The organism is Proteus sp. FZP2095, from assembly GCF_023701425.1.
GTDB lineage: Bacteria > Pseudomonadota > Gammaproteobacteria > Enterobacterales > Enterobacteriaceae > Proteus > Proteus cibarius.
Genome location: NZ_JAMQBJ010000002.1, coordinates 218,566 through 233,829, shown reverse-complemented (window position 1 = coordinate 233,829; position 15,264 = coordinate 218,566). Strand labels below are relative to the sequence as shown.

Below are 15,264 nucleotides of genomic sequence, written 5' to 3'. Positions count from 1 at the left end.
TACTCTCAATTTTATTTTTTTGATCTTAATTTTTTATATGTCTATAAATTAATTAATTCACGTTCACTTTCTGATATCTAATACATCTATAAATACGAGAATCTCACCATTATTTGTTACGGTGAGTTTAAAAATGACAAAATTTAAAAGTGGACTAACGCCACAACTTTCTTCTATTACAAAGAAAGTTGCTTGGTTTAATATCTTTATTCAATTAGCATTTCCTATCTCGGCAACACTCCCTGCCAACGTTTTCGCAAAAGAGAATAGCCAAGAAAAACAAACTATTAATTTGGTACAAAAAAGAAATACTTATCAGGTTAAAAAAGATGACACGCCTGAATCAATTGCGAAAAAATTTAATATAAAATTATTTAGGCTTATTGAGGCTAATCCTGATTATGTTTCTTTAGTCGGTAAATTAAAAATAAAAGAAGGTATTACTCTTAATATACCTAATGAGCCTTTGCCAACAAAAAAATGGCTAAATAGCCATCAAGACAGCTCTATTCCAACCACAAACGAGCAAGAGCTTGCACAAATTATTGTTACTAACTCATCTTTGTTAAATAAAGATACTGATGCAACACAATATGCAATAAGCCAAATATCAAGCAAAGCCAATCAACAAATAGAACAATGGTTAAAACAATTTGGTCATGCTCAAGTTTCACTTTCAACAGATAAAAAATTCACCTTAGAAGGAAGCTCTGCTGATCTTCTTATCCCACTCTATGATAGTGAAAAGAATTTAGTTTTTTCTCAAACCAGCTATCACCGTAAAGATTCTCGTAGCCAATTAAACCAAGGTATTGGTTACCGACATTTTACTGATAAGTTTATGGTGGGTCTTAATGCTTTTTATGATTACGATTTAAGTCGATATCATAGTCGCTTTGGGGTTGGTGCTGAAATATGGAGAGACTATTTTAAATTCAGTGTAAACCACTATCACCGTCTATCTAACTGGCGTACTTCTGACGATGTCATGGATTATAATGCGCGTCCAGCTAATGGTTGGGATATCAGAACAGAAGGCTACCTGCCCGCTTATCCACAATTAGGCGCAAAGCTTATTTTTGAACAATATTACGGAAAAGAAGTCGGTTTATTTGGCAAAGATAATCGCCAAGAAAATCCTCACGCTTATACCGCAGGACTCACTTATACGCCAGTGCCTTTAATTACCTTCGGTGCTGAACGTCGTTTTAGTTTAAATGATAATAGTGATAATAAGTTTGATGTAAATATCCAATATCGCCTTGGAGAGTCCCTCTCTTCACAACTTAATCCAGATAATGTCCGTGCAACGCGTTTAATGTCAGGAAATCGCTATGATTTCGTAAATAGGAACAACGATATTGTTCTTGAATATCAGAAGAAAACCTTAGTATTCCTGTCTATCACACCGACAATTAATGGCTACGCAAAAGAAGAAAAAGATTTAGGTGTGCAAATTCGCTCTAAATATCCCGTTAAGCAAATTGAATGGTCTGCGAGTCGCTTAATCGCTAATGGCGGTAAGATCCAACATAATAATAATCTTAGCTACTCAATCATTCTTCCTCGCCATATTGTGGGTTCATCTGAAAAAAACAGCTACACAGTAAGCGCCGTTGCGATTGATGAACAAGGTAATCGTTCTGATCCAGTACAGAGTAAAATCACCGTCGATCAGTCTGCAATTAATACACAAAATAGCCAATTTACGCCAAAAACAACAAAACTACCTGCCGATAATCATTCTGCACAAAATTTGACTTTATCAATTCTTGATAATGATAAGCTTCCAGTTGATATCGATGTAAAAGAACTTTCATTAGATGTTCAATCTGATGCTTCTGCTGGTAATAGTTGGGTTTCAAGTTTTAGTCGAATTGATACAGGAAAATATCAAGTCACCATCACGGCTGGAAGTACACCTGAAATTGTGACATTAACGCCAAAATTCAGAGATAACACCTTTAATCAGGCAAAAATCACTTTTGTGGCTGATACGCATTCCGCCATTATTGCTAAAGGTGGATTAACCGTAATTAAAAATCACGCACCAGCCGATGGTAAAAGCCAAAATAAAATTCAAGTTATCGTAACAGACATTAATGCTAATAGAATTCCTAACTATCCCGTTTCTTTTACTGCTGATAACGGTGCAACGATTATTGCGCAAGCGAACACAGACGCTGAAGGTAAAATTATTGTTCCAATTACCAATATGCATATTGGTAAAAGCATCATAAATGTCAGTGTTAAAGATATTACCTATTCAACTAATGTTGATTTTATTGCCGATATTAACTCAGCAAGAATAAATACTTTCACCATTAATCCCAATAGTTCATTTGCTAATGGAATAGATGAAAAAACAATTGCTTTCAATATCATTGATAAAAATAATAATCCTGTTCCCAATGCTAAAATTCAATTATCCGCAGATAATCAATCTCAACTTAAAGAAACAGAATTATTAACGGATAATCAAGGTAATGCATCAACCACCATGACCAGCAAAATGGCAGGCACCGTCACTGTGATCGCGCAGGTCAATAATATTTCGACACAAAAGACCACGCATTTTACGGCCGACCTATCCAACGGTAAAATTATTTCCGTAACACCATCCACACCACCTTATATTGCTGATGGTAAAACAGCCGTAACATTTACCGCCGTCGTTGAAGATAAAAATCACAATATATTACCGAATGCAAAAGTGATTTGGTCTACTAATCGTGATCCACACATTGTTTCTATTAATGAAATTTCAACAACAGATAAGCAAGGTGTTGCACAAACAACCGTGACTAGCACTCAAGCCTTAGAGGTTATTGTTACTGCAAGTATCAGTAATGGATCATTCGACGCATTACCCATTACTTTTATTGCCAATAATCAACAGGGCTTAATTACCTTAACGTCCAATAAAACCCAATTGATTGCAAATGATAAAGAGCAAGCAATAATAACCGCGATAGTAAAAGATAAATTTGGTAATAAATTACCTAACGTCACCGTTGAATGGCAATCTAATGCCTCAACCACACTCGATAAACAAAAGAGTGTGACCGATAATCAAGGGCAGACAACCAATCAGATTCGAACCACAAAAGCGGGTCCAACAGAAATTATTGCCACGCTTTCAAATAAAGAGAAAGCGCAAGTTACACTCACCGCTATTGCCGATCCGAATAGTGCCAATATTGCCTTAACGACCGTCAATAACAAAACAGAAGCCATTGCAGATAATAATGATACGATTACCTTAATGGCACATGTCACAGATGCTAAAAATAATCCGTTAATAAAACAATCTGTATTCTGGCATTCAACTCATAATGTATTGAGTGAGAATATAGCAAAAACCGATAATAATGGTAATGTACAAGTTGTAATCAAAGGGATTGAAGCACAACCTACAACGGTCACAGCTACACTGGAAAATAGCCAAAGTGCCACACAAAACCTTCGTTTTCTTGCGGGTAAAGTGAATACTCCACAAAGTACATTTTTGATTGAACCTCAATCTATCGTGGCAAATGGCACTTCCTTCGCAACAGGGACAATTACTCTAAAAGATAAATTTGGTAATCCTGTTCCAAGACAAGATAAATTTATTGCACTTTCTGGTGATAACAACACCATTAAATTTAGCGTACTCAAAGAAATCGATACTGGCGTTTATCAAACAACCATCAATGGTAAACAGGAAGGTATTAGTCTTATTCATGTTCAATATGTGAATAATGGTAACAACGTTAAGCTAACTCAGCCCCTTGGTTTTATTGCTGACAAGCAAAATGCCATGATCAATGCGGTTAATGTTATCGCCCCTTTTGATGTCACCGCCAATGGTACTGATAAAGTCATTATTCGCGCAAAAGTTGTTGATAAACAAGGCAATCCAAGCATGGAAGGCATTGCTGTGGGTTGGTTAACCTCATTAGGCAAACTTTCGTTACCTATCAGCAAAACAGATAAAAATGGGATTGCAGAAATTACCTTAAGTAGTACACAAGCGGGCGTAGCACAAGTTACAGCGATGCTAGATAGTCAACAATCCCTTGATGCTGACCATCTGATAAACTTTAACACTGATGTAATTTCTGCCGATAAGTCTCAGCTATCACTTATCCCTAACACCATTATTTCTGAAACGGACCGTTCTCAAATTACTTTAACGCTAAAAGATAAATACGATAATTTATTAACAGGGTTAAAGGACAAAATCAGCGTTAACTACAGTACTGATTTAACCGCAACTACAACGGCATTTAATGAAATTTCAACGGGGGTTTATCAAGCTCAAGTTAGTGCGTTGAAAGCAGGTCAAACAACAATCAGTACCAAAATAAATTCAGTGACACTTAAACAAACTGCACTATTGACGGTTCTACCTAATAACCAGACAGCCAAAGTCGATAAGTTTGTGATAAGTAACACACAACCTCATGCAGGTGACACCATTACTTATCATGCTTATCTTAGCGATAAAAATGACAATCCGCTTAATAGTGGTGTTAGCGTGACATGGACAACCGATAAAGATAGCTTACTTGCTAAACCACTGACATTTACAGACAGTAAAGGTATTGCTGAAGTTGAATTAACACGTAATCCTGCAGGTATTGCTAAAGTTAATGCCGTATTAATTTCAGGTCGTTATCCTGCTCCTGACATCAATTTTGTGGCTGATGATGTTGATGAGAACAGTTCAGAAATCAATTTAGTACCTGCAACAATCATTGCTAATGGCACAGATAAAACATTACTCACTTTAACGATTAAAGATAAAGGCGGTAATATTTTACCAGATCAGCAAGTTGAAGGGATCGCTAATAACTCAACTATTCAGTTTAGTCCTGCTAAACAAACTTCTCCGGGCCATTATGAAATTGAAGCAACAGGTACAAAATCAGGTACGGCACAATTAAGTGTTAAAGTTAATGGTGTTGATTTCAAAAAACAAAAAACCTTACAACTGCGTGCTGATGCAACAACCTGGCAAGTAAAATCTGTCAATGTCGATAGAGCAAGCATGATTGCTGGTGATAAAGGCGTTAATTATCAAGCAACTATTGTTGATGCCAATGACAATATACTGCCTAACGTTATTGTGTCATGGAAGTTGCAAGGCTTAGCTGATGACTATGACTTTAGTACCTATACAGATACTCACGGTATCGCAAGAACCAAAGTCACCAGCTCTGTTGCGGGTATATTAAAAATGAGTGCGTATCTTGATTTAAATAATCATAAGCCAATTCAAGATGTCACCGTAAAACCAGCAGATATTGATGCCAATAAATCAACCTTTAGTAGTAGCCGTCAATCAATCGGTGGTGATAATAAAGATAGTGCCCTACTCACTGTGCATTTAATGGATAAATACAGTAATACTATTGATGGTAAAACTGTTTCGATAAAAACAACCCGTGGTAAGCCTAATTTTAGTGATAATCCGCTAACTTCATTAGGCAAAGGTAAATATCAAACCAATCTTACTTCTAATGTTAAAACAGATATTATTTTAACGGCTGAAGCAGAAGGATTAACCATTGCAAAACCACTGACTATTAAAGTAACCATCCCTAAACCAGATATTATTTTTGATAAACAAATCCAGCAAGAGACCTACGCTTCAGCACCTATCAACGCACTAGGTTATACGGGATTACCAAAGAACATTAATCTGATGTGGTCTAGTTCCGATCCCGCTATTGCCTCTATTGATACAACTAGTGGTAATATTTCGATGAAAAAAGCAGGTACGGTCATTATTACACTACAAACAGCAGGTAATGCTCAATATCAGCCGGCTCAAAGTAGTTATCCTTTGGTGATTGAGAAAGCGGATGTCGGACTAGTCGCCAAAGAATCTCATTTAAGCTCAATTTGGAATGATAATATTACACAACAAGTGATGCTTTTATATACCAATAAAGACGCTACAAACAACCCACCACCTAAACAATTTGTCAATTATAAACAAGCTATAATAACAGTCGATGAACAAGGAAAAATTACACCAATAAAACCAGGTGATACAAACATTACCGTATTATCTCAAGCAACAGAACAATTTAAATCATCAAGTACAGTCATTAATTACACACAAGATAAAGGTACAATAAATTATCATTTTAAAAATTCAGATGAAACATTAATTGTTGATGCATTGTCAAGTGGCGTATTGACTGCTCAGGCACCTATTCCTCCACTGCCTACTGGTATTAATGCTATTTGGAGTAGTAGTAATCCAAGTGCTGTAGAAGTGACTTCGAAAGGTGCGATCACCCACTTAGGTATCGGAAAAGCCACACTCACATTATCAATTAAAGATGATGTTTATTATCATGATAACCATAATAGTTATAATATTACGGTAAAACCTGCACCTTATATTACGATTGATTCACTAAAATTTAAGTCTGCCGGTAGAGAGATGATTGCTTCAAATACTAACTATTTATCTTGGCAACCTGTTTACATCTCAGATAATAAAATTACTGTTAATTGGAGTTCATCAGAAACACCTCACGCTATTAACTTTGAGCTGTATGATGAAAAAAATAATTTGATTCAATTAGAGGAAAGACAAAATTATAGCCCTAAAAACAATATATCTACTCCTGTTATTTTCTCTCCAGGTGAATCTTATATTAATAAGCCACAAAATTTGAAATTAAAAGTGATCACATTTGATTTAAATAATAAATCTTATCCTAAAGAATATAACATTGCGGTTAAATCTATTTCTGCACAAACGGCTGCAAATTTATTTTTAATTCATCTTAATTCTCAATTTTTATATACAGATAGTGGTAGTTCAGCATCATCTTGCCAAGATGCGATGGGAACAAGCGCGATACACTTTACAGTAATACCTAGAGTTGAATTTAAAGGTGATACTAAAAATTTACTTTATCCAATCAGGTTAACTGCGAAAATAGATAGTATAACGTTAAATTCATCGAATCTATCACAAGGAATAATTAATCAAAACGTAGTTTATCCAGATGATTTTACCTTGAATAAAACATCGTTGAATAATTATGAATTTAAGGCAACATCATCACAATATGCTATTGATAAAGAATGTAAGATTACAGACTCAGGTGATGGTGTATTTAAACTGACTATAGATGTATATGGAAACAAACAAGAAATAACTAATAAATTTAACTGGAATGGCTTTAACGGCGCCCATTAATAAACAAATAAATTAGATTCAAGCCACATTATTTTTAATAATAATGTGGCTTTTTTTTCATGGAATTTTCTTTTTTTTAATAGTGATAGAAAAACAAAAAAATCCCGAATACAAGTTTCCTCTTATTCGGGATCATTATTACGACAACAAATAAACTTAAGCCTTTCTTATCTTTTCGTGCATTTCTTGAACTGAAATAACACTCGCCGTCGGATCGGCTGTTAAGGACAGTGTTGTTGCAAATCCACCATTTAACGTCGTGTCATAATGGACTTTATATCTTAATGCACTGCGACGAATAATTTTAGAATCTTCAATGGCTTGACGACCAGATGTGGTATTAACAATATAGTCGTATTCACCATTTTTAATTCTATCTTCAATATGTGGTCGGCCTTCATGCACTTTATTGACTAAGCGAGGATTTATTCCCGCTTCGCCTAATACAATGGCTGTACCATGTGTAGCATCTAATTCAAATCCACTTTTTAGCAATTTCGTCGCCAAATCAACAACTCGCTTTTTATCACCTTCACGTACAGAAAGAAGTGCTCTCCCTTTTTTCTTCATGGTAGAACTGCTGCCTAACATCGCTTTAGCAAAGGCTTGAGCAAAGGTTGTTCCAACGCCCATAACTTCGCCTGTTGAACGCATTTCAGGCCCTAAAATCGGATCAACACCCGCAAACTTATTGAAAGGCAAAACGACTTCTTTTACAGAGTAATAAGGCGGAATAACTTCTTTTGTTACACCTTGTTCTTCAAGACTTTGACCAATCATGACGCGTGCAGCGACTTTTGCTAATGGTACGCCAGTGGCTTTTGACACAAAAGGTACGGTACGAGCTGCACGAGGATTAACTTCAATAAGATAAACATCATCACCTTTCACCGCGAATTGTGCATTCATTAACCCTTTTACACCTAATTCAAAAGCAAGTTCACGAACTTGTTTACGCATCACATCTTGAATTTCTTTGCTTAGGGTATAAGCAGGCAAGGAGCAAGCCGAGTCACCAGAGTGAACACCTGCTTGTTCGATATGCTCCATAATGCCACCAATCACGACTTGTTTACCGTCACAAATCGCATCAATATCAACTTCAATCGCATCATCAAGAAAACGGTCTAATAAGACAGGTGCGTCATTTGACACACTGACTGCAGTTTGGAAATAACGACGTAAATCAACTTCGTCATAAACAATTTCCATTGCACGTCCACCAAGTACATAAGAAGGACGAACCACCAGTGGATACCCAATCAGTTGTGCTTTCTCTACAGCTTCTTCTAACGCGGTTACAGTGGCATTTTCAGGCTGTTTAAGCCCTAATTTATCAACTGCTTTTTGGAAACGTTCACGATCTTCTGCTTTATCAATAGCATCTGGTGTTGTCCCAATCACTGGTACACCTTCTGTTTCTAACGCTCGGGCTAATTTTAATGGTGTCTGTCCACCATATTGCACGATCACCCCTTTCGGTCTTTCGATACGTACAATTTCAAGCACATCTTCTAACGTAACAGGTTCAAAATAGAGTCTGTCAGAGGTGTCATAATCCGTTGAAACCGTTTCAGGGTTACAGTTCACCATGATGGTTTCGTAACCGTCTTCACGCAACGCAAGAGCCGCATGAACACAGCAATAATCAAATTCAATCCCTTGTCCTATACGATTTGGTCCACCACCTAAAATCATCACTTTAGGTTTATCTTGATGTGGATTTGCCTCGCACTCTTCTTCATAAGTTGAGTACATATAAGCCGTATCAGTAGCAAATTCTGCCGCACAAGTATCAACACGTTTATAAACAGGATGTAGCTGATATTGCTCACGTAATTGGCGAATGGCATGCTCTTTTACGTTAAGTATTTTAGCTAGGCGTGCATCAGCAAAGCCTTTACGTTTTAACTGACGCAAGAAATCAGCGCTTAATCCTTTGATACCGACTTCACTCACTTTTTCTTCAAGACGAACGATTTCTTCAATTTGAACTAAGAACCAGCGGTCAATATTGGTGAGATTAAATACACCATCAACAGATAATCCTGCGCGGAAAGCATCTGCGATATACCAAATTCTGTCTGAGCCAGCTTCTTTCAGCTCACGGCGAATTTTCGTTAATGCTTCAGGGTCGTCTAAATCGACTTTAGGATCAAAACCTGTTGCCCCCACTTCAAGACCGCGTAATGCTTTTTGTAAGGACTCTTGTTGTGTTCTACCAATCGCCATCACTTCGCCAACAGATTTCATTTGTGTTGTTAATCTGTCATTTGTTCCTGCAAATTTTTCAAAGTTAAAGCGAGGGATTTTTGTCACAACATAATCAATGGATGGTTCGAAAGAGGCTGGTGTTCTCCCGCCAGTGATATCATTCATCAGCTCATCAAGGGTATAACCTACCGCTAATTTTGCAGCAACTTTCGCAATTGGGAAACCTGTTGCTTTAGAGGCAAGCGCGGATGAACGCGAAACACGAGGATTCATTTCGATAACAATCAAGCGCCCTGTTTTTGGATCAACGGCAAACTGAACGTTAGAACCGCCAGTTTCAACACCGATTTCACGTAATACCGCCATCGAGGCATTACGCATAATTTGATACTCTTTGTCGGTAAGGGTTTGTGCTGGCGCAACGGTAATGGAATCCCCCGTATGAATTCCCATTGCATCGAAGTTTTCGATAGAACAGACGATAATGCAGTTGTCGTTTTTATCGCGCACAACTTCCATTTCGTACTCTTTCCAACCAATCAACGATTCATCAATTAATAATTCATTGGTTGGTGATAAATCTAAACCGCGAATACAGATTTCTTCGAATTCTTCGCGATTATAGGCGATCCCACCACCTGTTCCGCCCATTGTGAATGAAGGGCGAATAATACATGGAAAACCAACTTGTTCAGCAACAGCAAAAGCTTCATCGAGGCTATGTGCAATACCTGAACGCGCAGTATCTAAACCGATTTTTTTCATCGCTTTATCAAAGCGTTGTCTATCTTCTGCTTTATCAATTGCATCAGCTGTTGCACCAATCATGGTGACACCAAACTCAGCTAAAACACCTTGGCGCTCTAACTCTAGCGCGCAGTTCAGTGCAGTTTGCCCCCCCATTGTCGGTAATACCGCATCAGGGCGCTCTTTTTCAATAATTTTTCTCACAACTTGCCAGTGAATAGGCTCGATGTACGTTGCATCGGCCATTTCAGGATCGGTCATAATGGTTGCAGGATTTGAATTTACCAAAACAACTCGATATCCCTCTTCACGTAGAGCTTTACATGCTTGAGCGCCTGAATAATCAAATTCACACGCTTGCCCAATAACAATCGGCCCAGCACCTAAAATCAGGATTGTTTTGATATCTGTTCTTTTAGCCATTTTCTTTCGCTCCTGATTTATTTTGTTGTCACTGATTGCAGGTTTTGACGATATTGCGCGATAAGCTCGATAAAGTGATCAAAAAGAGGTGCGGCATCATGTGGTCCTGGGCTAGCTTCTGGGTGGCCTTGGAAACTGAACGCTGGTTTATCTGTACGATGAATACCTTGTAAAGAACCATCAAACAGAGATTTATGTGTCACACGTAAATTGGCTGGAAGTGATGTTTCATCAACAGCAAATCCATGATTTTGCGCTGTGATCATCACAGTATTTTTATCTAGATCTTTAACAGGATGATTACCACCGTGGTGACCAAATTTCATTTTGATGGTTTTAGCACCGCTAGCTAATGCAAGTAATTGATGCCCTAAGCAAATACCAAATACTGGAATATCGGTAGTTAAAAAAGTTTGAATGGCGTTAATGGCATAATCGCAGGGCTCTGGATCCCCGGGGCCATTGGAAAGAAAAATACCATCAGGAGAAAGAGCTAAAACATCTTGAGCTGACGTTTGTGCTGGTACAACAGTGACTCGACACCCTCTATCCACCAACATACGTAAAATATTACGTTTCACACCAAAATCATACGCCACAATATGCAGTGGCAATTCAGTCGCTAATTTAGCTTTAGGTAATTCACTCTCTAGTGTCCAACTTCCTTGAGTCCATTGGTAAGGCTGTTTGACAGTTACTGTTTTGGCTAAATCCATCCCCTTTAAGCCAGGAAAGGCTTTGGCTTGTTCAAGAGCAAGTTTGGTATCAAGATGTTCACCGGCGATAATACAACCGTTTTGCGCGCCTTTTTCTCTCAACAAACGAGTTAACTTACGTGTATCAATGTCCGCAATAGCAACAATATTTTGGCGTTTAAGATAATCAGATAACGTTTCTTGCGCACGATAGTTGCTCATCACTAATGGCAAGTCGCGAATAATTAAGCCTTGAGCATGAATGGTTTCTGATTCTTCGTCTGAACGATTAACGCCGGTATTGCCAATGTGGGGATAAGTGAGAGTAACAATTTGTTGGGAGTAAGAAGGGTCGGTTAGTATTTCTTGATAACCGGTCATTGAAGTATTAAAAACGACTTCACCGATGGCGGCGCCTTCTGCGCCAATCGACTTGCCGTGGAATTCGGTCCCATCTTCTAGAACCAGTATAGCTTTTCTAATCAAAACGCCCTCCAGAGAATAATAAATCACATTTCATGCATATTAATTCAGATTTAAGACTCTAAATCAATGCCAAAAACATAAAATTGGGCAAATTTTTGGCAAATTGGGCGCATTCTAAAGATCGAATAGGCAGATGTCTAGAAAAAACACCTTTTTAATTTAAAAAATATCACTCATTAGCATTTTAGCTAACCAAGTGACAATTTATATAATCAATCTTACAAATTTAACCGTTTGCTTACCAAGATAATTAAAAAAAAAGAAAAAAGGCTGAAAATAAGGATTTGGTGTATTTTGGTAGGTAAAAAAGAAGAAAAAATAGAGATAATAAATAAAAATAAGATAAATAGTTAAAAAAACATTACAAACAAAACAAAAACTCATAAATATAAAAATAATTATGAGTTTTCAATAAGTTATATTTTTTTAAAAATTACAAATCTTCCAATAAAAGCACATCCTTCATATTATAAAGACCATGTTTTTTACCACTCAACCAAACAGATGCCTTAACAGCGCCATTTGCAAATGTCATTCGACTAGAAGCCTTATGGCTTATCTCTACTCGCTCACCAATATCAGCAAAAATGGCAGTGTGCTCTCCCACAATATCGCCTGCTCGAATAGTAGCGAATCCGATACTTTGAGGATCACGCTCTCCCGTGTGCCCTACTCGCTCATAAACTGCGCACTGTTTAAGATCACGACCTAACGCATCTGCAATAGACTCTCCCATTGCTAATGCAGTACCTGATGGCGCATCAACTTTATGACGATGGTGAGCTTCTACGATTTCAATATCAGAGTAAGATCCCATCACTTTAGCTGCTTTTTCAAGTAATTTAAGTACTAAGTTAACGCCAACACTAAAGTTAGCGGCAAACACGATCGGGATGATTTTCGCTGCATCATCTATGGCTTTTTTGCCTTCATCATCAAAGCCCGTTGTACCAATGATCATGCCTTTTTTCTGCTCTACACAAAATGCGATATGAGAAAGTGTTCCTTCAGGACGCGTAAAATCAATTAATACATCAAATTCATTCGCTTGAGCCAACAAGTTATCAGTGATTGTGATACCGATATGCCCGATACCCGCTAATTCTCCGGCATCAGCGCCAATCAATGAAGAATTAGTACGCTCAAAAGCAGCACCTAAAATGGTTCCTTCTTGTTGAGAAATTGCCTGAATTAATTGGCGCCCCATTCGACCACCAGCACCAACGACAGCAAGACGAAGTTCTTTTGCAGACATAACTAAATTTCTCCTTAACGATACTTATTATCTCTATTTATTGTTTACAGATTAGCGATGTCATCCGCTTGATGCCAGCATTTAACGTTCGAGATAAGAAAAACACACAAAACCGTAGTCATTATCAGTAAAAGAGATGAACAGCATGATTATTCATTTAATTTTACTCAACACATAAAAAAAGCAGAGTTATTCGCTCTGCTTTTTTGTGTTGAGTAAAGTCACTATCATCTTTAAGTAAGATTATTCGATAACTTTATAATCTAAACGAAGCTCTTTCGGGACTTCAAAAACAATATTTTCTTCACGCCCCGATAATTCAATCACTTCATCAGCACCAAAGGTTTTTAAACGTTCTAAGACTTGTTGAACTAAAATATCTGGCGCTGAAGCTCCTGCGGTAACGCCAACAATATTTGCATTAGCAACCCATGACTCATCAATATCTTCAAAACTATCGATAAGATAAGAAGGCTTACCTGCTCGCTGTGCAAGCTCTGCTAAACGATTAGAGTTCGATGAGTTTTTAGAGCCAACTACGAATACAACATCTGCTTTTTCTGCAAGTTCTCTTGCAGCTTCTTGGCGATTGGTTGTTGCATAGCAGATATCATCTTTACGAGGCCCAATAATTTTTGGGAAGCGTGTATTTAAAGCATCAATCACTTCAGATGTATCATCAACAGAAAGCGTTGTTTGAGTCATAAAGCAAAGATTATCTTCATCTTTTACTTCTAATTTCCAAACATCAGCAGGTGACTCAACTAAATACATTCCCCCTTCAGGGTTATTGTATTGCCCCATTGTGCCTTCAACTTCAGGATGTCCCGCATGGCCTATTAAAATCGCTTCTTTGCCTTTACGACTTGCTCTTGCCACTTCCATATGAACTTTAGTGACTAATGGGCACGTTGCATCATAAAGCATGGTTAAATTACGTGAACGAGCTTCTTGGCGAATAGCTTGAGAAACACCATGAGCAGAAAAAATTAAAATCGCGTTATCAGGAACTTCTGAAATTTCTTCAATAAAGATAGCGCCACGTTCACGTAAGTCGTTAACGACATAGCGGTTATGAACGACTTCGTGACGAACATAAATAGGTGCGCCATAGATTTCCAGAGCGCGGTCAACAATGCTGATAGCTCGGTCAACACCCGCACAAAAGCCTCGTGGGTTAGCCAGCAGTATTTGCATGCGTTGTTTCCTCCTCTGGATTGATGCTGACAACTTCAATATCAAATGTCACTTCTTCTGACGCTAACGGATGATTAAAATCAACCGTCACAGAATCTTCAGTGACATCTCTTACAATGCCCGGCATTTCACTGCCATTCATTGCTGTAAATAGCATGATAGTGCCTGCTTCTGGCACACCAGACTCTGCAAAGTCAGAAGGCATAAAGTATTGGATCAAGTCAGGATTGTATTTACCAAAAAGATGTTCACCCGCAAGCGTAAAGGTTTTTTTATCTCCCGTTGATAATCCCAATAATTCAGCTTCTAAGGCTGGCGATAAACTTTCATCACCTAAACGAAAAAGAGCGGGTTTACCATGCGCTTGTGTAGATTCAGCAACAGAGCCATCTGCTAACTTTAAAGTGAAATTCAGCAACACTGCGCTGTCGTTGAGTACCTGCATAACCATACTAATACCTTCTATTAAGCGTAACCCCCGCCATAAGGCAGGGGTTATTTTAGTTAACTTCTTGTCTGATTATTTTTGCTTTTTTGCATCTTGAGGGCTGACGTTTTTATCAGGAAAAAAGCTCTCAATAATGATAAGCCCTGCACCGATACAAATCCCCATATCAGCAATATTAAAGGTAGGCCAGTGCCAATCTCCGACATAAACATCAAGGAAATCGATTACAAACCCATGGATCAGACGATCAGAGAGATTACCCAATGCTCCGCCAATAATTAGCGCATAAGCAACGTTACTTAGTTTGGCACTCGCCTTGTTTTTATACATCATTACCAATAACGTAATGCAGATCGCCAATGCAATCAGTGCAAAAAACCAACGTTGCCATCCCCCTTTATCTGCTAAAAAGCTAAAGGCAGCACCATAGTTATGGGCGTAAGTGAAATTGAAAAAAGGCATCACTGCAACAGATTCATACAGACGAAATGTCTGCATGAAATACTGTTTCGTTCCTAAATCCAACACCACTACGGCGACAGCTAGCCATAGCCAGCGTAAACCTGTAGAGCAAAGTGTTTTCTTCATT

7 protein-coding genes are annotated in these 15,264 nt (G+C 37.9%); 1 reads left to right on the top strand and 6 read right to left on the bottom strand.

Annotated features, from left to right (window positions below; all coding sequences use genetic code 11):
• The first annotated feature begins 133 nt into the window (after positions 1 to 133).
• Positions 134 to 7,210 (top strand): Ig-like domain-containing protein, encoded by a 7,077-nt coding sequence (locus tag NBG71_RS11285; protein ID WP_250916865.1) that lies wholly within the window; start codon positions 134 to 136, stop codon positions 7,208 to 7,210.
• 156 nt (positions 7,211 to 7,366) lie between these two features.
• Here NBG71_RS11285 and carB read toward each other — a convergent pair whose 3' ends face one another.
• From carB to lspA, 6 genes are all read right to left on the bottom strand, one after another.
• Positions 7,367 to 10,594: a carbamoyl-phosphate synthase large subunit gene (gene carB, locus NBG71_RS11280; protein WP_075673715.1), complete on the bottom strand. Its 3,228-nt coding sequence runs from the start codon at positions 10,592 to 10,594 to the stop codon at positions 7,367 to 7,369.
• A 17-nt stretch (positions 10,595 to 10,611) separates the two neighbouring features.
• A complete protein-coding gene (carA, locus tag NBG71_RS11275) occupies positions 10,612 to 11,775 on the bottom strand; it encodes a glutamine-hydrolyzing carbamoyl-phosphate synthase small subunit (protein ID WP_075673714.1) in 1,164 nt (387 codons plus the stop codon).
• A 433-nt stretch (positions 11,776 to 12,208) separates the two neighbouring features.
• Positions 12,209 to 13,030, bottom strand: a complete 822-nt coding sequence (gene dapB, locus NBG71_RS11270) for a 4-hydroxy-tetrahydrodipicolinate reductase (protein ID WP_250916864.1) — start codon at positions 13,028 to 13,030, stop codon at positions 12,209 to 12,211.
• Between the two features lie 243 nt (positions 13,031 to 13,273).
• The gene (gene ispH, locus NBG71_RS11265; RefSeq protein WP_075673712.1) at positions 13,274 to 14,227 is read right to left on the bottom strand and encodes a 4-hydroxy-3-methylbut-2-enyl diphosphate reductase; all 954 of its coding nucleotides are present in this window, start codon (positions 14,225 to 14,227) and stop codon (positions 13,274 to 13,276) included.
• On the bottom strand, positions 14,208 to 14,678 hold the full coding sequence (fkpB, locus tag NBG71_RS11260; RefSeq protein ID WP_075673711.1) for an FKBP-type peptidyl-prolyl cis-trans isomerase: 471 nt from the start codon (positions 14,676 to 14,678) through the stop codon (positions 14,208 to 14,210). The genes ispH and fkpB overlap by 20 nt, the downstream gene beginning before the upstream one ends.
• Positions 14,679 to 14,747: 69 nt before the next feature.
• The gene (gene lspA / locus NBG71_RS11255) at positions 14,748 to 15,263 is read right to left on the bottom strand and encodes a signal peptidase II (RefSeq protein ID WP_075673710.1); all 516 of its coding nucleotides are present in this window, start codon (positions 15,261 to 15,263) and stop codon (positions 14,748 to 14,750) included.
• Position 15,264 lies beyond the last annotated feature (1 nt).